Source organism: Sphingobium sp. SJ10-10 (genome assembly GCF_036038995.2).
In the GTDB taxonomy this organism is placed as follows: domain Bacteria; phylum Pseudomonadota; class Alphaproteobacteria; order Sphingomonadales; family Sphingomonadaceae; genus Sphingobium.
On record NZ_CP158133.1, the window covers coordinates 962,954 to 981,588 of the forward strand.

The window sequence follows — 18,635 nt, forward strand, 5'->3', positions numbered from 1 at the left end:
ATCTCTCCGGTTCAGGCTGCGTCGGCATGGACGGTGACGGAATCGATCTGGACGACGCGCTGGACGAAGATGCCCGGCGTCACGATCACTTCCGGGTCGAGCGCGCCCAGCGGCACGATCTCGCTGACCTGCGCGATGGATGTTCTGGCGGCCATCGCCATGATCGGGCCGAAATTACGGGCCGTCTTGCGATAGATAAGATTGCCCCAGCGGTCGCCCCGCTGCGCCTTGATCAGCGCGAAATCGGCGTGGATGGGATATTCCAGCACATGGTTGACCCCGTTGATCTCCCGGGTCTCCTTGCCCTCCGCCAGCAGCGTGCCGTAGCCGGTCGGGGTGAAGATCGCGCCCAGCCCCGCACCCGCGGCCTGAATACGCGCGGCCAGATTGCCCTGTGGCACCAGTTCCAGCTCGATCCTGCCTGCGCGATAGGCCGCGTCGAAATGGTGCGAGTCAGACTGGCGGGGGAAGGAGCAGATGATCTTCCTCACCCGGCCTTCACGGATCAGCGCAGCGACACCCTGCTCGCCATTGCCCGCATTGTTGTTGATGATCGTCAGATCGCCCACGCCGCGCGCGATCAGCGCGTCGATCAATTGGTCGGGCATCCCCGCCGTGCCAAAACCGCCGATCATCACGGATGCGCCGTCGAAAATGTCGGCGACCGCCGCCTGTGCCGACTCGATGCTTTTGTCGATCATGATCCTCACTCCTGATGGCGGGGATGTGCGACTGGACAGGAAGATCGTCAACCGATAAACGACCATATAACCGATAATCGGTCAATATATGGAGGACGGACCATGGGCGAATTCGGCGAACTGGATCGATCCGGAGACCCGGAATTCATGGCATCGCTGGCCCGTGGCCTGGCGGTCATGCGCTGCGTCGCGGAGGCGCAGCGGCCAGTCACCATCGCCGATGTCGCGCGGCGCACGCAGCTCAGCCGGGCGTCGGTGCGCCGCTGCCTCTATACGCTCGCGATGCTCGGCTATGTGGGACAGGACGAGCATGGCTATGCCGTCCGGCGCAAGGCGCTGGTGCTGGGCCATCCCTATCTTTCCCTGAACGCACTCGCCGCGCGGGCGCAGCCGTTGCTGGATGCATTGCGCGACGAACTGGGCGAGTCCTGCTCGCTCGGCATCATGGAAGAGGATCAGCTTTATTATGTGGCGCGCGGCGAAGCGATGCGGATCATGTCGGTCGGCCTGCGGGTAGGCAGCCGCCTGCCGCTTTATTGCACCTCCATGGGCCGCGTGCTGCTGAGCGGCCGGTCGGACGAGGAGCAGGAGGCCTATCTGGCCCGCACGGACATCAAGGCGCTGACACCGCGCACCGTCACCGATCGCGCGCGGCTGCTGATCCTGTTCCGCAGCGTGGGTCGGGAAGGTTATGCGCTGGTCGATGAGGAGCTGGAAATGGGTCTTCGTTCGATCGCGGTGCCGGTGACGGATCGCGGCAAGGTGGTCGCCGCGCTGAATATCGGCACTTCAGCGCAGCGCATTTCGGTCGAGGAGATGCGGCAGCGCTTTCTCCCGGCATTGCAGGCGACCGCTGAACGATTGAGGTTGTGAACGACGCTTCGCAAACCCCATTCCGCCTTCTGCGGCGGCCACACCTTTTGCCCGCTTGTTTCCCTCAGGCATCGAAGCCGGGCGATTGGCGCTGCGCCTTTCGAAGCGCCGCTTCCCAGACGAGGTCATAGTGCGGCTTGGCACCCTCGGCGGGCTTGCGTTCGCGGTTCATCTGGCGGCGGACTTCCTCCTGAGCGGCTTTCGGGGCGATCAGCACCTTGTCGCGACCGATAGCGAGGCTGCGGACCTGCGCCTTGCAGGCTTCCTCCAGATGATAGATGCCGCTGAACGCCTCGCCCGGCGTCGATCCCAGCGCCAGCGTGCCGTGATTGCGCAGCAGCATGACCTTGGTATTGCCCAGATCAGCGACCAGCCGTTCCCGCTCATCCAGGTTCAGCGCGACGCCCTCATAGTCGTGATAGGACAGACCGGGGATCAGCGCGAGCGCGCGCTGGTTGAGCGGCAGCAGCCCTTCGGCATGGGCCGACACCGCCATGCCGTCGGCGCTGTGGAAATGGGCGATATAATGCGCATCTTCCCGTGCGCCGTGGATCGCGCTGTGGATCACATAGCCCGCATAGTTGATGCCGTAATCGCTCTCCCCGATGACATTGCCGTCGAGGTCGACCTTGACCAGGCTGGACGCCGTGATCTCATCGAACATCAGGCCGAAGGGATTGATCAGGAAATGATGTTCCGGTCCCGGCACGCGGGCGGAGATATGGGTGTAGATGAAATCGTCCCAGCCATAGAGGTCGGAAAGGCGATAGAAAGCAGCAAGATCGACGCGGACCTTCCATTCCGCTTCGCTGATGCCCGACTGGCGGAAACGGTCGTCCTTCAAGACTGTAGCCATGGCGATGCTCCTTTGCGCGGGATATTAGGGAAGCGGCGGAACGCCGCCCAATGAGGATCTCTGATGAATGAATTGGCGCTGCTCATGCCGGGAATATGCCCGCATCGACAATCGAGGTGACATCGATATGGGCGGGCAGTTCGCCATCGGCATGGAAGCGGTCGACCACCCGTTGCAGCGGCTTCACCACCGCTGCATCGGGTGGGATGAGCAACGGGTTCTGCCGCTCTACGATCAAGGCGGCGAGCTTCGGGTCAACCTTCGTCTGCCGCGCGAAAAGGCGGGCATAGTCGGTGGGATGCGCCCGCGACCATAGGCTCGCCTTGCGGAGGCGGCCAAGGACGTCGCGCAGGGCTTCGCGCTTCGCCGGGTTGTCGAGCGCGGTCTGGGAGGCGGCGATCAGGGTCAGGCCGCTATTGATACCCTCCCCGTCGCGCAGCACCCGAGCGCCGCGTTGTTCCGCGGCAAGCTGGTAGGTGCCGAAGGTCGCCCAGGCTTCGATCCGCCCGGCGGCAAAGGCGGCGGCGGCGTCATTGGGCAGCATGAAGCCGATATCGACCTTTCGCCGGTCGAGCTTCGCTTCCTTGAGCGCTTCGAGCAGCAGATAATGGGATATGCTGCCCCGCGCGCTCGATACGATTACGCGCTTGCCCGCCAGCCCGGCAACCGACCGGATCGGAGAGTCGCCGGGCACGATGATGGCGATGTCCTTGGTCGACGAAATCGAGCCCGCAATGATCTTCAGCGGCACGCCTGCCGAGGCCGCCAGCACTACCGGCAGGTCGCCTGCCGGAGCGGTATCCACAGCTCCCGCGTTGAGCGCCTCCAGCAGCGGCGCGGCGCCAACGAAATTCGCCCACTCGACATCATAGGACAGGCCGTTCAAAGCGCCTGCCGCCTCCGCCTTCGACTGGAGGAGGTGGACCTGATCGCCCAGCACCAGCTTGGTGCGCCCGCCCTGCCCCGCGCAGGCGGTCAAGCTAAGCACAGCGGCTCCAGCAAGGAAAGTCCGGCGATCAGAAAGCAAGCGCGATCCGTCCATAATAATAGCCTCCCGCCGGATTGAAGGGTGACGGACCATAATAGCCCTGGCCCGTCTGGGGATTGCCCGGCCCGTTGGTTTCGGGGCGGACGTCGAACAGGTTGGTGGCACCGGCCGAAAGCGTGGCGAACTTCGTCACCTTGGCGCTGATGCTGGCGTCGGTGATGATCTTCGCGCCGAAATGCCGGTCGTCGCCCGCCGCCGTGCGCTGCGTATATTTGCCATAGCGGGTGGCGGTTAGGCTGAGGCCGAAAATGCCCTTGCTCCAGTTGAGCGTACTGACCAGCTTGCTATGCGGCTGGAGCACTTCCAGTTCACCGATCTTGTCGCCGCCGAAGAAGACCGATCCCGCGCCCAGCAACGAAGCGCCGGTGGGGCCGAACAATTGGGACGGGGTGGCGACGACATCCGTCACCTTCGTCTTCGAATAGTTGAAAGCGAAGGTCAGGCCCAGCTTGCCCAGATCGCCAAGGCTCTTCGAATAATCGGCGACCAGATCAAAACCCTTGGTCGTGGTGTCGGCGGCGTTGATGAAATATTCCGCCTGCTCAATGTCCGACAGGCCGTTGGCGGCAAGGATGGCGGAAATGCCCGTGCCGAACAGGCGGCCGGTACGCTCGATCCGGTTCTTGATGCGGATATAATAGCCGTCGAGCGTCACCGACAAGGACGGCGCGGGCGTGAAGACGAAACCCAGCCCTGCATTCCAGGTCTTTTCCGCCTTCAGCGGCTTGGCGCCGAGCAATTGGCCGACGGTGGAATCCGCCGTCACCAGCTTTGCTACGGTGGGCCGCAATTCCGTCTGGCCAGTCGCCGCGTTGAAGAAGGAAGAGGTGCGCCCATCGGTCTGGGCATAGCCGATCTGCGTCAGCGACGGCGCGCGGAAGCCGGTGCCGACCGTGCCGCGAATGGCGAAGGCGGGGCTAACCTCATAACGGCTGTTGAGCTTCAGGCCGACCGGGCTGCCGGAGCCGTCGCTATAATGTTCGGCGCGGATCGCGGCGCCGATATACCAGGCGTCGAGCGGATAAATGCCAAGGTCGACATAGCCCGCATAGACTTTGCGGCCGATATCAGCCTCATCAGCGGGCGACAGCACGATCGCCCCCTGCACCACCGGCGAGGCGGTGACGCCGACATTCCAGTCATATTGCTGGTCGCCGGGCTGGAAACGATAGGTCGCCGGTTGATAAGCCAGCGGATCGCCCGCGAAGGTCCGGAAGCGATCGAGCCGATATTCGCCGCCGACGGAGATTTGCAGCGGCTTGGCCAGACCGATTTCGACTTCCCGGTGAAGATCGACATTGTGGGTCCATTGCCGGGATACTAAATTTCGACGCACATGGTTGAAGATTAAAGATTTGCAAAATTCCAAAATTTGCAGATCCAACAAGATTACCAACAACCTTATGGAACCTACTTCGACTTCTATAAATCCCTTGGTTCTTTGGGTCAATACCAACAAATTTTCGTTCTTGTCGAGGTGATGGACGAATCCCGAATTTAGACCTAACTTCCAAGCCGGGGGACTTGATGCCGAAGATCTAAATCTCGGAAGGCTACGCCCAACAGACCAGCTAGACCGCTTTGAATGAAACGCAGCTGGCGCAACGATACTCGCCCGTCGCGATCTCGATTGGACTTTCCCGGGCCGGGCCACATCGTCAACCCGATGGAGCGCTAAGTGCCTCATGCACTTGGTCGGCTGATGATCAGTACGCTCATCGATCCGATCTGGCGCGGAACATAGACATCGTCGACATAGACGGCCAGCACCGGTTCCTGGATAGGGTCGCTTTCGCCCACGCTGGTGAGATTGCGCTGCTCCAGCAAGTCGGGCGTGAAGGCCGAAATGGCGATAGCTGTCTTTTGCAGATCAGTCGCCCGGCGTTCAGCGGTGACGATGATTTCACCCCTGGCATGAGCATTGTCTGTGGGCTGTAGCTGGGCTTGGGAGGTTTCAAGGACCATAGGAAACAAGACACATAGGGTGCCCGCCAGAAGAAGCTGATCGGAAAATTTCATACTTTGCCCTGCCAAAGCTGCCCCGCGCAGCACAAATTATCTACTATATTAATAGACAATTTGGTCAATTGATTCGTGGCGGTTCACCCATAAGCTACGCTCAAGGTTGCGCGGGTTAGCCGATGCCTTCGCCATTCTTGGATTTAATGTAATTTTGGTCCCTAGCAAGCGACCGATGATGTTTTTCGCGTGAGCGCAAGTTTCTAGGAGTGGCGGTCAGCTTAGGCTTCCCTCGCGCGCAAGCGGAGGTCGCGCTCGTTCGTGATAAACGGTCAGTCATAGGTGGAACGCAAGACCGCAGCCGAAATCGCGAAATTCACTAAATCTTAGAGACGAATTTCCGCTACTGGCTGGGAACGCAAAGTCTTCCGCACAATCGCAGGACGGCGAGACCGTATGCCAGCGACTGGGCAGCGATGTGGCTGAAACAACAGTATTAGACTTCCTGAAACGTCTTGAGACGGAGGCAGTATTCAAAAACGCACGTACATCGCTGCATATTCAAAATAAGTTAATAACATTAGATGTCGAGACCAACAAAATATCCAAGAACTATATTGTACTCTTAACGAGCTAATGAAGCCACATGATACCGAAGTCAATATTTTCTCGCTCCACGTTTTTCACGAATGGATTTTTGATATCCACCGATACTCAAAATCCGTCTCCCAATTTCTTTGATCGATTGCAAACCTCTGGATCGCAACGGCGCCCGGTTTGGAGATTTCAAGAGATCGCCTCGCCGGCACCCGCATGATCAGATGGCGTCCCACGACCCCCAGTTCGCCGCGATCCACACGCTACAATGTATCAAACCACGAAATCTCGCCATGGCTCATCTCCACCACCGTCATAAGCGCGTCCTCACTGCCAAATCGTTGCCCTAGTGAAGAGCCCCTCCGCTTCAATAGCAATGGCATTGTGCCTAAACGAATGATCGCCCGCTCTCCATCGATCCGCAGCAGAAAGCGTCGCTGCTGAGCGCATTCGACCTGCAAAGCCACCGCCGATCTTGCTGCGACTGGGTGAAACGGGAATAAGAGCAGTGCAGCCATAACGGAGCAGAGAAATTGCCTGGAACCGACCACTACTCGCACCTTTCATGGCTTCGAAATAGCGTGTCGCCTTAATCCCCAGACGTTTCAGGGGTGCCATTCGCCAATGCATCCGTAATCATGGCTGCCAAGGTTTCTTCTGCTCGACTGCGTACGCCGACGTCCTTGGAAAGCAGGTCGCTGCGCACCCATTGTGGCGCACGCTCGACCACGCGCAATATTATCGCCTGTGTCTGATCGCCCATTTCCTACGCCTATGGCCGCATGGCGTGCTTGACGCAACAAGGCATTACTATTCAAACCAAAAGACATCCGCAAATCTGCGATCGCCTCGGCCCTTATCGCCGAAAGCTGCTGACCACAGGCTCCCACTCATTTTATCCAGCGCGCCCGCAAGGACCGCGTCTGTCGAGATATTATAGCCCATAAGAACGAATCAGTGGCCCGTGCGAGAGTTAGCTCGATGCCAAGCTGCGCCGTACAGAGGATAACATCCATGACGAGCTTTACGCTGTGACCACTCCAACCGGTAGCCAGCTTTTTTGGCGCTTTCGAGACAGCCTGTCATGCTGAAATATATTGTCGCGATTTACGGCTTATCGGGCACAATCTATGATCTGCGTGAGGCAGCAACGACGTTTCCCAGTTTGCATTGCCCACTTTGTCTCGTGAGAGATACTGAGGCAAAGGTGACATTGGAGAAAATGGTACCGTTAGCTCTATATTGAAAATAATCTGATGAAATAATATATATTCAGTTATAATCAAAGAGGTAAATTCAATGTCAAATTGCGACTATGATCTCATTCCTCCCCATGTCGCCGAAGAAGCGGCAATATCCCTTCGACTATTCGATCGTGTCACAATTTCGGAATGTCCGCAGGAAACCCTTATTCCCCAAATACATGAAACTTTAGGTCCTATTACTTGGGTAACCAATATCTTTATGGCTCATCAAGGGGGCTGGCTGCTGACCCGCATGGAGGACATACAGACAATTTTGCGGGATGGAGAGAATTTCACAAAGCGTGGGATGGGCAAGTTCGCGCAATCCATTGGCGAAGACTGGCTGGTCATCCCTACCGAGACAGACCCGCCCGCTCACGGGCAGTATCGCGAAGCGCTCAATCCCTATTTCGCGCCCCAACGCATGGCCGCGATGCGCGACAATCTGCACGAGCGTGCCATCACGCTGATCAACAGCTTCAAGGATCGCGGCCATTGCGATTTCGTGCATGAATTTTCCGAAAAATTTCCGATTTACATCGTGCTCGATTTACTCGGCTTGCCTCAAGAAAGATTGGAGGAGTTCCTTCAATGGGAGAAGGAGATTCTGCACACCAAAACGCTGGAAGCCCGTGCGAGCGGCGTGCGTAAGGTAAAGGCCTATCTTGAAGAACAAATCGCCGACCGGCGCGCTAATCCGCGCGATGATTATATCAGTCGCATTTTCGACTATGAGATAGACGGCCGGAAATGGAATGATGCCGAAATTTTCGGCCATTGTTTCAACCTTTTTATCGGTGGACTCGACACGGTTACCTCGATGCTCGGCAATATCTTCACCTTTCTTGCCCGTTATCCGGACCGGCAGGAAGAACTGCGTGAAAATCCAGGCAAGATCGTGCTCGCCGTCGAGGAGTTTTTCCGCGCCTTCGCACCGGTCAGCGTTTTCCGGATCGCGGCGCGCGAAATGGAAATCCACGGGCAAAAGATCATGCCGGGCGATTATGTGGCGGTTTCTACGCCCGTCGCGGGACGCGATCCAAACTTCTACGACAATCCCAATGAAATCCGCTTCGATCGCCGTGGTCAGCATATTTCATTGGGCTATGGCATCCACAAATGCCTGGGCATGCACCTCGCACGACTGGAGCTTCAAACCGCCCTTGAGGAATTTCTCAAGGCGATCCCACCATTCCGTATCAAGGACGGCTTCGAGGTCGGCTATTTCGTCGGAAACATTCTTCATGTCCCCGAGCTTCATCTTCAGTGGGACTGAAAGTGAGATAGCGATCATTCAAAATGAATAAAACGCTGCCGGCTTCATGGCCGGCAGCGTTTTATTCATTGAACGAAAACTCTCTAAATTCGCGGCCGATTTTGGTAAAATCTAGCTCTCGCAGATTGCAAGCAGCGTCTTCTTGAGCAGCGTCTTGGTATGGCTGGTGATCGGCGATACCGCATCGGCGCCCGCCGCCAGTTCTTCAGCCAGCGCGAGGTCCTTTTCGCCGATGCCGGCTTGGCTGGCGAAGAAGGCACGCCGGGCTGCATCCCCCGGATTATTGCGGAAGTCGACGAAACCCGCCATCGGCGGGGTGAGATTGCCGTTGCGCTTCATCACGGTGAGCAGCTTGTCCATCGGCACGCCCGACGCCTCCGCCACATTGGCAACCTCTATACCCAACATGATGCCGCACCAGGAAACGAGGTTGTTGCAGATCTTGAGGGCCATTGCCGATCCGAGCGGACCGATATGCATCGTGTTCGTCGAAAAGGCGTTGAGCACCACCTGGACGCGGGCGGCGACGGACTCCTCGCCACCAGTCATGCAGAAGACGAAGGGACCGTCCTTGCTCATTTCGGTGCGCGTAACCGGAGCATCGATGACGTCGATACCCAGGGGGGCAGCGCGCTCGGCGATATGCTGCGCGGTCTTCGGCTTGATCGTGCTGTGGATGAGCAGGATCGCTCCCCGCTTCATCGCGGGCAGCAGTGCATCGACGCATTCCAGTACCTGCGTGTCGTCCCGCACGCAGATGCCGACGGCGTCGGCATCCTCGCCGACCTCCGCCATGGAAGCGGCGAGCTTCGCGCGGCCCTCGAATTTCGCCAGTGCCTCGGGAAACACGTCGTAAACGGTAAGGTCAAGCGGCAGTTTGGCAAGTTCCCGCGCCTGATCGCCGCCCATGCTGCCCAGACCGATGAAACCAATTTTCCTGATAGTATCTGTCATGAAATATCCCTCAGGCCTTCTCCAAGTTCGCGAATGAGGTAACCACTCCGAACGACCTTCGTAAATCCCAAACGGGGGCTGCATGAATGCCAAACCATTGCGGAAGCGCCAAAGCCGGTCGCTCCGGGACTAGCTTTTCGGTCCGAAACGAAAGGTCGCGCCGATACCCCACGTAAAGGGATCGCCGATATAATCGATCGCCGTGCCCAGTGTCGGCAACTGATCGGCGAAGGCACGGGTTACATATTTCTTTCCGCCAATATTGCGGCCAAAGATCGACAGCTCAAGATTGGGATCTTCGATCTGCAAGGCGATGCGCCCACTCAAAAGCCCATATCCCGGAATGCTATTGATCCGGTTGGCAATGGCAACCGCATCACGATAGGCTTGCGGACGCCGCGGATCGGCGGTGAACAGACCGAAATTCTGTTTGCCGATATAGGCGTAGTTTGCGTAGATCGAGAGTTCGCCAAATGGGGTCGGCACCTTCTGCGTGGCCGATATGCCGAACTGCTTCTTGGGCATTTGCGGCAGAGCCTCGCCGCTGCGATCGACCGAACAGCGGACCGAACCTGCGGCGGTGCCGGCGACGCAATCCGACACGTTGGCGCCGGCGACGGGAACGAACTGCTGCTGTTCGACGAAAGTGCCGGAGACATATTTGCCGTCGAGCAGGGCGAGATTGCCGGAGAGCAGCATCCCTTCCCAGGGAACGGCGCTTATTTCAAGTTCGCCGCCATAGACACGCGCATCGCCCGAGTTGCGGAGGAATTGCGTGGTTGCACAGGCAAGCGCGCCCGGTGGGGTGATGCAGTCGGAAGCATTGCGCTGAACGTCCGACTGCCAGGAATGGAAAGCGGCGGCATTGATGCGCAACCGGTTATCCAATGTGCTGAACTTGACGCCGAGTTCAACGTCCCTGACCTTCTCCGGCTTGAACGGCGGTGTCGCGGCCGAACCATTGCGCATATTGAAGCCGCCGGCCTTGGATGCGGCGCTCGTCTTCACATAAGCAAAAAGGCTGTCGGTGATTTCCACATCGATACCCGCCGTCCAGGCGGGGTAATTATATTTGACCGAACGTGGCAGGCTGCAAGGCGCAACGAAGTCGGGATTCGAGACCAGTTCGGGCGCGCAGGTGTTGGCGGCAAGGTTCGTTCTGTTCATCAGAACAACCTCCCGCTTATCCCATGTCCAGCGGACGCCGCCGGTGAGACGGATCTTGTCGGTCAGACGGTAATAGCCCTGGCTGAACAGGCCGACCGAGACATTCTTCACTGTGCCGTAATTCAGGCCGAAACCGAAATTGGGTGCGGGGGCTGCGGGTGCAAACGACCCGAAGGTCTGCGATACGGACGATTCACGGCCGCTTTCCGTCGAATAATAGCCGCCGAGAATATAGCTGAAGCGGTCGCCCAATTCCCCGGAGAACTGAAGTTCCTGCGAATATTGATCGGACTTGTAGGCGCTTTCGGCCGCCAGAATCTGGGCAGGAGTGCCATCGAGTTCGTTCAGGCCGATCGCGTTGCTGTAACGATAGGCAGAGATCGATTTCACGGTGACGGAACCGATTTCGCCATCGATCGTGAGATTGCCGCCATAGGCTTCCAGCCTGTTATAGGCGTTTCGGCCGCCTGCGGTCAGAAAACCGTAATTGGACCCGACCGGCGGATTGGTGCTGAATGGAATGCCATAGGCATCGTACCAATGGGCTTTGCTGTGCAGATAGGGCGCGAGGGGGGTTGCGGCGTTGATGGCGCTGATCGCCGCGCTCGCGCCCGGATTGACCGCTGCAAGACCGACGAACTGGCCATGATCCTTGATGATATTATAATCGCCGCTAAGCGTGGCGGACCAGTTGTTGCCGGCGGGCGCCCAACGTAATTTGGCGCGGGCATAATGGCTGTTGCGGTCCTTAAGTTCGCTGTTCGAGGTCAAATTCCGGGCATAGCCGTCGTGATCCACGAAATCATAGACGAAGCGCGCCGCCAACTCCTCGCCCATCAATGGCACGTTGAGAACCGCGTCGACATTGCGATAATCATAGTTGCCGCCCTGAATGCGGAACTGCCCTCCGAAATCGCCCGTAGGATTGGCCGTGACGATGTTGAGCGCGCCGCCGGTGGTGTTGCGACCGAACAACGTGCCCTGGGGGCCACGCAGAACCTCGACCCGCTGCAGGTCGATGAGATCGGCCGAACCCTGCGAGGGGCGCGGAATATAAACGCCGTCGACATAGGTTGCGACGGAAGGATCGTTGGCGACGCCCGGATTCAATGCCGGCATGCCGCGGATGGAGATATAGACGAAGCCCGAACCGCCCGGGGCGCCGGTCGCGATCGACAGGCTCGGCGCGGTGCGCTGCAGGCCCGCCACATCGCCGACCTGCGCCTGTTTGATCATTTCGGTCGACAGTGCGGTGACGGCGACCGGCGTGGTCTGGATATTTTCTTCGGTCCGCCTGGCGGTGACCACAATGTCCTCGATTCCCACAGGTCCGGTCTGGTCCGCCGCCATTGCCGGCACGCTAGCCGCGAAAACCGACAAGCTCGCCAATGCGGTCGTCTGGAACCATTTACCTGAAGCCATTTCATCCCCTCCCTGAGCGTTGAATTCGGGCAGGATGCTTTTTCACCTCATGCCCATGCGACAGAGCGCTAACATCAGGAACCGGCGCGGAGAACCGGCTTGAGCGCCATGTCATGCCGGCGATCAAACTAATGTCCTCTTCGCGATGCTTTGGAGATTTTCCGACCAGTCGGCCATGAACGCAATGACGGTTTCGCGATGGGATGTCCGGTTTGCGCGATATGATTGCGAGTCGACGTGCTGCGGACAAGGCCCCATAATGTCCGCTCATGACCGGGTCCAATGACCAGCATGGAAGGCAAGCTCTGAACGCAGGCGCGACACACATGGATCGGGTGCAGTCGCCTTTGCATGCTCCGCGTTCGAACCTGCCGATTTTGTCATATCCTGCTTTGCGGCGCAAACAGGCGCGAATGGAAAGGGACGGAAGGAGCAATGGCAGGCGGGCGACCTATGATGCAGTCAACGGGCACCATCCTTCCATGCCAGCCGCTCACCGTCTCCTATTTCCATGTCGAGAACAGCATCATCGCGAACGGCATTCGTGCCGATATCCGGCATTTTGCGTGGGAACGCAGCTGTGACGCCAGGTTCGAGCCGAACAGTCACTATCTCGACTATTCGCTCGGCCCGCGCGCGCGCGGGGCGCGTCTGCTGCCCGACGGCAAGCGCCATGCGCCACCCTTTGGCGAGGTTTCCTACCTGCCAAAGGGGAGCCAGTTTGAAGCGCGCTGCGAACCCAGCGAATATCGCATATTCTGTTTGACCTTCGAAAGCCTGACAGCCGATCAGCTCTTTCAGAATGAGGTAATGCCTTCGTCATTGCCCCCCTGTTTCGACGTCAAGGCGCCGTGGGTCCGTCAGGGCCTCGCCCGCCTCGCCCAGGAAGTGCGCAATCCCGGTTTCGCGCCCGACATCATGGTCGAAACCATTGCGTTGTCGCTGGTCATCGACCTGTCTCGTCACCTTCAGATCGCTCACAAATGCGATGACACCGCCGATCCACGAATGGCGGGCTGGCGCCTGCGCCGCCTTCAGGAGCGTATCGAGGCGGGACTGGCGGGGCCATTGTCGATCGTCGATCTGGCCGAAGAATGCGGCGTCAGTTCACGGCATCTGATGCGGACCTTCAAGAACACGGTCGGGAAGACCCTGGGCAGTTACATTGCCGATGCGCGGATTGCGCAGGCCAAGCGAGAACTGGTTCAGGATGGCGCCCTTATCAAGGTCGTCGCGGGCAATTGCGGTTTCCAAAGCGTCGCGGCCTTCAGTGCCGCCTTCCGCAAGGCGACCGGCCTCAGCCCCCGGGGTTTCCGGCACGAGATGCTGCGCGGTTGACGCTGGAGCGGTTATCCGATGCAATCAGATAACCGCTCCAGAACCAATTTGACCGGTCAGACCTCATGCGCCCACAGATCACAGTCCCGGGCCATGGGAATATTCAGTCCCATTGCAGGTGGAGATCCGGCACATGCAGAATATTGCCCACGAAATACGGCACTTTGAAGCCGTCCTTGATCCGAAATTCCGGCAAAGTCGTGACGAATTCCTCGACCGCGATTTGCAGTTCCAGCCGCGCGAGATGCATCCCCAGACATTTGTGAATACCGCTGCCCAGCGACATATGCGGCGCCTTACGGTCGAAGCGAATGGCCTGAGGATCATCGTAGAAGGCCGGATCGCGACCAACCACGGGTGAGCTGAAGGCCACATAATCCCCAGGCATAATCTTCTGCCCCTGAATTTCGATGACCTTCGTCGCGATGCGGAAGGCCGTGACCGGCGCGAAGGCGCGGAGGAATTCTTCGACCGCGAGGACGATCAGCGACGGATCAGCGCGCAGTTCGTTCTGCTTATCCGGGTGAGACGCCAGATAGTTGAAGATATTGCCGAGCAGCGACGTAACCGTGTCCAGTCCACCGATATACAGGTTGAAACAGTGCCCCAGAACCTCGTCATCATTCCACAGGCGGTCATCCACCTCAAAGGTCAGGACCTTGCTGATATAGTCATCGCGCGGCTGCTGGCGGCGGGCCTCAATCTCCTCCAGCAGATAGTCTTTCACACAGCGCACGGCGTTGCCGCGGACTTCCCAGTCATTGGAGTGGAGCATTTCCTTTTCCCATTTGAGGAATTGCGCCATTCTTTCCTGTGGTAGCCCAAGCAGATCGAGGACGATGAAGATAGGGAATTTCTCCGAAAATTCCTCGATGAAATCGCACTGACCCCGATCCTTGAAGGCATGGATCAAGGTCCGCGCACGCTCGCGCACCTGTTCCTTCATCGCGAACATCTTCTGCGGCGCGAAATGACTGTTCAGCGCCTTGCGGTAACCGGTGTGAATGGGCGGGTCGGCTTCGGTCGGAATGACCAGCCAGTTCTCGCCGATATTCTGCGCCCATTTGCCCATGCCGTTCTTGGTGAAATTGTCGGCGTCGCGCAGCATCGCCTGCACATCCTCGGCATTTTTGAGCAGCCAGCCGGGTTGGTCACCGGGAAAGATGTTGGTGACATAGGTGACCGGCGGCAGGTCCGCATGCATGGCCGGGATCAGCACCTCCTGCGGATTGTCGTAGATCACCTGCCGGGAAAAGAGCGGCAGCGCCATCGCCAGTTCGGGTGGCACATGATCCGGAAGGGGCTGTTGCGCAGGTTTGGTCATCATATTCTCCGAAGCAAAAAGAGATAATTTCCACCCTTGCCAAAGACAGGTGCGGTCCTGGTCATCCGATCGAGACTGGCGGCCATGCGGATGATCCGCAATGACAGGAGGCGATGCGCATGAGCGAGGTAGAAGTGCCGGATCTGGAACAGGCGATCCGCGACAATTACCGGCTGTGGAACGAGGGAAAGCGTGACGAACTCGACCGGCTTTTCCGGGCGCTGGGCCCCCAAGGCTTTACGATCGAATATGTCGGATCGCCTGCCGTCGACGGTAGCACCGCTATGGCGGAGATGTGGGCGGAATATGGCGGAAAATGCACGACCGAGCCGCTGGAGGTGATTGTCAACGGATCGGAGGGCGCGGCCTATGTAGCCAATCGCCTGCAAACCAAGGATGGCATTGTGACGCTGCCGAGCCTCGAAACCTACAAGGTCGCCGATGGCCGGCTGACGATCCGCTATTTTCATCGGACCGCTCATTAACCCCCTGAGAACCGAAGTGCAGGCGTTGGACACAGCTAGTCCTTCGCCTGCATGAAGGCCAGCAAATCGGCATAATGGGGCTGGTGGACAAGGCCGCCGCCAGAAATGGATATATTCTCACCCGTGATGTAGCGCGCCTCGTCCGAAGCAAGAAAGGCGACCAACGCGGCGATATCATCGGGCGTACCGAATTCGGGCGTCAATATATGCCGCTGAATAATCTCCTTCAGGCCCGGCACGGTTTTTTCGAGGGCTTCAGTCAGCACCACGCCCGGCGCGATGCTGTTGCAGCGGATATTCTGCCGCCCATGCTGGGTCGCCACATATTTGGTGAGGCCGATGATCGCCGCCTTGGACGAACCATAGGCAATGCGCGCAAGATCCCCGGCGGTGCCCGAATTGGACGCAGTATTGATGATCGAACCGCCACCACCGGCGACCATATGCGGGATCGCATATTTGCATCCCAGCAAATAGCCGGTGAGATTGACGTCGAGAATCTCGCGCCAGATCCCGATCGGAATGTCGACGGCGGTGGTGTCCTGCGGACTTTTGTCCGGATCGGTCATCGCCGCATTATTATGTAATATGTCGAGCCTCCCGAAATGGTCGACGGTGCGATCAACCATCGCCTTTACCGACTGCGGATCGGCGGCATCAAACTGAACCGCCAGCGCCTTGTCCCCCAACGGGGCGGTCGCACGGACGGCCGCCTCCTCGAACAGATCGGCGATCACGACGCGAGCCCCCTCCGCAACGAGGCGCCGCGCGACGGCGGCACCGATACCACCGCCGCCGCCGGTGACGATCGCCACCCTGTCTACCAACCTCATCATCTTTCAAGTTCCCCGGTCATGGGCTGGCGGGAAAAAGCCGTACTGGCCATAGCTTCTCCCGCCATCCGCTTTATCCGATCAGAATTTAAACGTCGTTTCCACGCCATAGGTGGCTGGCTGACCAACATAGGCGGCTGTGATGCCCAATGTCCGATAGAGATCGGGGAAACGCCGCAGCAGATACTTCTTGTTCGTGATGTTGCGACCATAGACGGCGATTTCGACATTGGGATTTTCAAGTTGGAAGGCGATACGTCCGTTGAAAATGCCATAGCCGGGCACACGACCAAAGCGGTTTTCCGTGTCATAGGCGGCCTTTGTCGCAGCCGACGCCTGATCCGCCGCCCTGACGGCATCGAAATGCTGAGCGCCGACATAGGAATAGGCGCCGGTGACAGCAAGCGTGCCCGCTCCCAATGGAATTTTCTGCGTGGCGCTGATATTGAGCTGCTTCTTGGGCAATTGCAGCAGCGGCAAACCACTCAGGTCGACGACGCAGCCATTGACGACCCCAGCGCCGTTCGTGCAGCCGCTGCCAGCCACCACCTGAATTTCGCTGAAGCTACCCTTCACATATTTACCGTTTTGCAGCGAACCGTTGACGCTGAGCGTCATGCCTTCCCACGGCACAGCCGTGATTTCATTTTCCATGCCCCAGATACGGACCTTGCCGTTATTCTGAATATATTGGGTGACGCCGATGCCGGTGACGAAGCTGTTGACGATCGCCTGATTGTCATCCTTCCACGTGTGGAAGACCGCGGTGTTGAAACGCAGCCGGCGGTCGAAGAGATCGACCTTGAGGCCGGCTTCGACGTCTTTCACCTTTTCGGGGGCGAAGGCGGGCAGCCCCCCTGCCCGCAGGTTCCAGCCACCGGCCTTGGCCGCGCCACGGGTCGCGAGATAGAGGAAGAGATTGTCGCTGGCCTGCCAGTCGAGACCCAGATTCCAGGCCGGATAATTGAACTTGGCATTCTGCGCCTGATTACAGGTGGTGGCCGTAACCGGTTCCGTCGGGGTCACCGTACAGTTGATGCCGGTCGGCGTCCCCGCCACGGCGACATTATAGGGTCGGCCATATATCTGCGCATTATGCAGCAGGCTGTCGCGGGTGTCCCAGGTATAGCGGAAACCGCCCACCGCGCGCAGCTTCGGCGTCAATTCATAATAGGCCTGGGCAAACAGGCCGAAGGTCTTGTTGGTGACATCGGCGTTCGAATCACGGATGAGTCCGCCGAAAATCTGCGACCGACTGAATTCGTAGCCGCTCTCCTTGCCCGCATAGGCGCCCGTGATGAAGCTCAGGCTGTCGGTGATATTGCCGGAAAGCTGAAATTCCTGAGAAATATAATAGGAACCAGACCCCGCGAACGTCGCCAGCAACGGGACAGCAGTGCCATCCGTGTCGTTCTGACCATAGTTCATCGAGTGGCGATAGCCGGTGATGGACTTGAAGTTCAGGCCGCCCAATTCAACATTCAGGGTGCCGGAAAAACCGTATACTTCGAGCGTATTAAATGGCCGCACGCCATAGAGTGCCTGCGCCTCTGGAGTCAGCGTACCGATGGTGGCCGGGATCGACGTGCCGGTCGTTGTATTGCCCCACCAGTTTTCCTTGGTCAGCAGGCCCGCGGTGAGCCCCGGCTGGAAGGCCGCAGGAACGATCGCCGGATTGAAGGCCCAGAGCGCGATCTGCTGACCATGGTTGGACTGGCGGTTCCAGTCGCCCGACAGGGTCAGATCCCAGCCATTGCCCTCATATTTGAGCTTGCCGCGAACGAACTTGCTGTTGTTGTCGGAAAAGTCGCGCTTGGTGAGAAGATTGTCGCCATAGCCGTCCCGGTCGTTGATCGCCCCGCTCAGACGAATCGCCAAGCCTTCCGCAAGCGGCACATTGATATTGGCCTGCGCGCCCAGCGTACTGTAATTGCCAAATTCTGCCTTGAATGCACCGCTGAGCTGGTCGTTCGGATCGTTGGTAACGATGTTGATGGCACCACCAGTCGTGTTGCGGCCGAACAAGGTACCCTGCGGTCCGCGCAGCACTTCCAGCCGCTTGACGTCCTGAATGTCGGTCATGCCCGTCGATGGACGGGGAATGTAGATACCGTCAATGTACGTGGCGACGGCAGGATCGTTGGCGAGGATCGGCTGGAGATTGCCCTGACCGCGAATGGCGACGAAGACGATACCGTCGCCGCCTGCCGAACCACGGCCGATGACAAGGCCCGGAGCGGTGCGCTGAAGATCGACGACGTTTTCGACCTTGGCGGTCGTCAGCGCTTCGGGCGTAAGCGCGGTGACAGCGATAGGCGTGGTCTGAAGACTTTCCTCGGTACGGCGCGCGGTGACCACGATATCCTGAATGCCTTCGCTGGCACCCGATTGCGGCTGCTGCGCATAGGCAGGCTGTCCCATTGCGGCAATCAGCGCGCCTGTGGCGATCGCACCTAAAGCAGCGGCCTTGCTCATTTTTTCCCTCCCCATCATTTTATCCGACTTCGATTTGTAAACGCAGAGTGCGTCTAGCTTGGAGATAATGCGCTCCATAGTGG

Annotated in this window: 14 protein-coding genes and 1 pseudogene; 4 read left to right on the top strand and 11 right to left on the bottom strand. The window is 58.7% G+C overall.

Annotated features, from left to right (window positions below; genetic code table 11):
• Positions 1 to 11: 11 nt before the first annotated feature.
• Positions 12 to 701 carry a 3-oxoacid CoA-transferase subunit A gene (locus VVT58_RS19995; RefSeq protein WP_327753992.1) on the bottom strand — a complete coding sequence of 230 codons (690 nt, stop codon included), beginning with the start codon at positions 699 to 701 and terminating at the stop codon, positions 12 to 14.
• Between the two features lie 102 nt (positions 702 to 803).
• Between VVT58_RS19995 and VVT58_RS20000 the strand changes: the two genes are divergently transcribed.
• Complete coding sequence (locus VVT58_RS20000) at positions 804 to 1,574, top strand: IclR family transcriptional regulator C-terminal domain-containing protein (RefSeq protein ID WP_066562272.1); 771 nt, start codon at positions 804 to 806, stop codon at positions 1,572 to 1,574.
• 64 nt (positions 1,575 to 1,638) lie between these two features.
• Here the strand turns inward: VVT58_RS20000 and VVT58_RS20005 are convergent, their stop codons facing one another.
• From VVT58_RS20005 to VVT58_RS20025, 5 genes and pseudogenes are all read right to left on the bottom strand, one after another.
• Positions 1,639 to 2,430 carry a class II aldolase/adducin family protein gene (locus VVT58_RS20005; RefSeq protein WP_327753993.1) on the bottom strand — a complete coding sequence of 264 codons (792 nt, stop codon included), beginning with the start codon at positions 2,428 to 2,430 and terminating at the stop codon, positions 1,639 to 1,641.
• An 82-nt stretch (positions 2,431 to 2,512) separates the two neighbouring features.
• Positions 2,513 to 3,418 (bottom strand): ABC transporter substrate-binding protein, encoded by a 906-nt coding sequence (locus VVT58_RS20010; protein WP_327753994.1) that lies wholly within the window; start codon positions 3,416 to 3,418, stop codon positions 2,513 to 2,515.
• Between the two features lie 28 nt (positions 3,419 to 3,446).
• Entirely contained in the window at positions 3,447 to 4,814 is a 1,368-nt protein-coding gene (locus VVT58_RS20015; RefSeq protein WP_327753995.1) for a TonB-dependent receptor domain-containing protein, read from the bottom strand.
• 368 nt (positions 4,815 to 5,182) lie between these two features.
• Positions 5,183 to 5,443: pseudogene (locus VVT58_RS20020) on the bottom strand (TonB-dependent receptor); the annotation flags it as partial.
• 1,180 nt (positions 5,444 to 6,623) lie between these two features.
• Positions 6,624 to 6,797, bottom strand: coding sequence for a DUF6771 family protein (locus VVT58_RS20025; protein ID WP_169575794.1), 174 nt, complete (start codon positions 6,795 to 6,797; stop codon positions 6,624 to 6,626).
• 536 nt (positions 6,798 to 7,333) lie between these two features.
• On the opposite strand from VVT58_RS20025, the gene VVT58_RS20030 reads away from it, so the two are divergent.
• Positions 7,334 to 8,554, top strand: a complete 1,221-nt coding sequence (locus VVT58_RS20030) for a cytochrome P450 (RefSeq protein WP_066562932.1) — start codon at positions 7,334 to 7,336, stop codon at positions 8,552 to 8,554.
• A 111-nt stretch (positions 8,555 to 8,665) separates the two neighbouring features.
• On the opposite strand, the gene VVT58_RS20035 is transcribed toward VVT58_RS20030, so the two are convergent.
• Positions 8,666 to 9,508 (bottom strand): NAD(P)-dependent oxidoreductase, encoded by an 843-nt coding sequence (locus VVT58_RS20035; protein ID WP_066562934.1) that lies wholly within the window; start codon positions 9,506 to 9,508, stop codon positions 8,666 to 8,668.
• A gap of 129 nt (positions 9,509 to 9,637) precedes the next feature.
• On the bottom strand, positions 9,638 to 12,097 hold the full coding sequence (locus VVT58_RS20040) for a TonB-dependent receptor (RefSeq protein WP_176598274.1): 2,460 nt from the start codon (positions 12,095 to 12,097) through the stop codon (positions 9,638 to 9,640).
• A gap of 453 nt (positions 12,098 to 12,550) precedes the next feature.
• Between VVT58_RS20040 and VVT58_RS20045 the strand changes: the two genes are divergently transcribed.
• The gene (locus VVT58_RS20045) at positions 12,551 to 13,435 is read left to right on the top strand and encodes a helix-turn-helix domain-containing protein (protein WP_145907668.1); all 885 of its coding nucleotides are present in this window, start codon (positions 12,551 to 12,553) and stop codon (positions 13,433 to 13,435) included.
• A 103-nt stretch (positions 13,436 to 13,538) separates the two neighbouring features.
• Here the strand turns inward: VVT58_RS20045 and VVT58_RS20050 are convergent, their stop codons facing one another.
• A complete protein-coding gene (locus VVT58_RS20050; RefSeq protein ID WP_066562938.1) occupies positions 13,539 to 14,762 on the bottom strand; it encodes a cytochrome P450 in 1,224 nt (407 codons plus the stop codon).
• A 116-nt stretch (positions 14,763 to 14,878) separates the two neighbouring features.
• Here VVT58_RS20050 and VVT58_RS20055 point away from each other — a divergent pair, with 116 nt between their 5' ends.
• A complete protein-coding gene (locus tag VVT58_RS20055; RefSeq protein ID WP_066563889.1) occupies positions 14,879 to 15,244 on the top strand; it encodes a hypothetical protein in 366 nt (121 codons plus the stop codon).
• A gap of 35 nt (positions 15,245 to 15,279) precedes the next feature.
• Here VVT58_RS20055 and VVT58_RS20060 read toward each other — a convergent pair whose 3' ends face one another.
• Complete coding sequence (locus VVT58_RS20060; protein ID WP_102999876.1) at positions 15,280 to 16,080, bottom strand: SDR family NAD(P)-dependent oxidoreductase; 801 nt, start codon at positions 16,078 to 16,080, stop codon at positions 15,280 to 15,282.
• 78 nt (positions 16,081 to 16,158) lie between these two features.
• A complete protein-coding gene (locus tag VVT58_RS20065) occupies positions 16,159 to 18,552 on the bottom strand; it encodes a TonB-dependent receptor (protein ID WP_102999875.1) in 2,394 nt (797 codons plus the stop codon).
• Positions 18,553 to 18,635 lie beyond the last annotated feature (83 nt).